1 protein-coding gene is annotated in these 1,704 nt (G+C 73.1%); it reads left to right on the forward strand.

The window, feature by feature from the left end; translation table 11 throughout:
* Positions 1 to 1,704, forward strand: a 1,704-nt coding sequence (locus AB0B40_RS38155) for a type I polyketide synthase (protein WP_362268231.1), incomplete at both ends; no start/stop codon positions are given.

Consider the following 1,704-nt stretch of genomic DNA (forward strand, 5'->3'; position numbering starts at 1 on the left):
CGGCGCAGGCCGAGCACCCGGACCGGTTCGTCCTTCTGGACCTGGACGGACAGGAACTGTCCGGTGACACGCTGGAGTCCGTGCTCGCCACCGGAGAGCCGCAGCTCGCCATGAGGTCGGGAGAAGCCCTCGCCCCGAGGCTGGCGCGCACCACCGCCGCGACCCTGACCGAGCCCGGCTCCGGACCTGACTCCGAGCCCGGCTTCGAGCCCGGCTCGGCGTCCGCGCCGCATGGCACCTGGAACCCGGACGGTACCGTGCTGCTGACGGGCGCCACCGGCACGCTGGGCGCTCTCGTCGCGCGACACCTGGTCACCGAGCACGGCGTGCGGCATCTGCTGCTGGTCTCCCGACGCGGCCGTACGGCACCGGGCGCGGCGGAACTCGCCGATTCCCTTGGCGGTCTGGGAGCCACCGTGACGGTCGCCGCCTGCGACGCCGCCGACCGGGCCGAACTCGCCGAGCTGCTGCGGACCGTGCCCGCCGAGCACCCGCTGACCGCGGTCGTGCACGCGGCCGGCGTCCTGGACGACGGTGTCATCGAGTCACTGACCCCGGACCAGGTCGAAGCGGTCCTGCGGCCGAAGGTGGACGCGGCAGTCCACCTCCACGAGCTGACCCGGGACCTCGACCTCGCCGCCTTCGTGCTCTTCTCCTCCGCCGCCGGAACGTTCGGCGGCGCCGGGCAGGGCAACTACGCGGCGGCGAACGCCTTCGTCGACGCCCTGGCCGCGCACCGCCGTGCCCAGGGCCTGCCCGCGGTCTCGCTGGGCTGGGGCTTCTGGGCCGAACGCAGCGGGATGACGGGCCACTTGGCCCAAACGGATGTACGTCGTATGCGCCGCGCCGGCATCGCCGCCCTCACCTCGGACGAGGGCCTCGCCCTGTTCGACGCAGCGGCGACCCCTTCCACCGCGCTGGCCACCGCGGATGCGGTCCTGCTGCCCATACGCCTCGACCTGCCCGTACTGCGCGCCCAGGCCGCGTCCGGCGCTGTACCGGCGCTTCTGCAGCACCTGCTGCGCATTCCCACCCGGCGCACGGTCGAGGCGTCGGGCGCCGGTACCGGCACCTCCGCGCTCTGGCAGCGCCTGGCCCGGCTGGCCGAGACCGAACGGGACGAGACCCTCAAGACGTTGGTGTGCACCCACGTCGCCGCGGTCCTGGGGCACGCGGACGAGACCGCGGTCGACAGCGACCGCGCGTTCAAGGAGCTGGGCTTCGACTCGTTGACGGCGGTGGAGCTGCGCAACCGGCTGAACACCGCCACCGGGCTGCGGCTTTCGGCGACGCTCGTCTTCGACTACCCCTCGCCGACCGTGCTGGCCCGCCACCTCCTGGCGGAGCTGACGGCGGCGAACGTCACGGACGGCGTCGGCACCGACCGACCGGCGCTCCCGGCCGCCGGGACGGCGACGGCGGTGGACGAGCCGATCGCGATCGTCGCGATGAGCTGCCGCTTCCCGGGCGGCGTACGCACTCCCGAGGAACTGTGGCGGCTCCTGGAGCACGGTACGGACGCCATGGCCGCGTTCCCCGCCGACCGCGGCTGGGACATCGAGGAACTCTACGAACCCGGTTCGCAGACCCCGGGGAAGATCCATGCCCGTGAGGGTGGTTTCCTGTACGACGCGGGTGATTTCGATCCTGGGTTCTTCGGGATCTCGCCGCGTGAGGCGTTGGCGATGGACCCGCAGCAGCGGC

The organism is Streptomyces sp. NPDC042638, assembly GCF_040647235.1.
In the GTDB taxonomy this organism is placed as follows: Bacteria; Actinomycetota; Actinomycetes; order Streptomycetales; family Streptomycetaceae; genus Streptomyces; species Streptomyces rameus.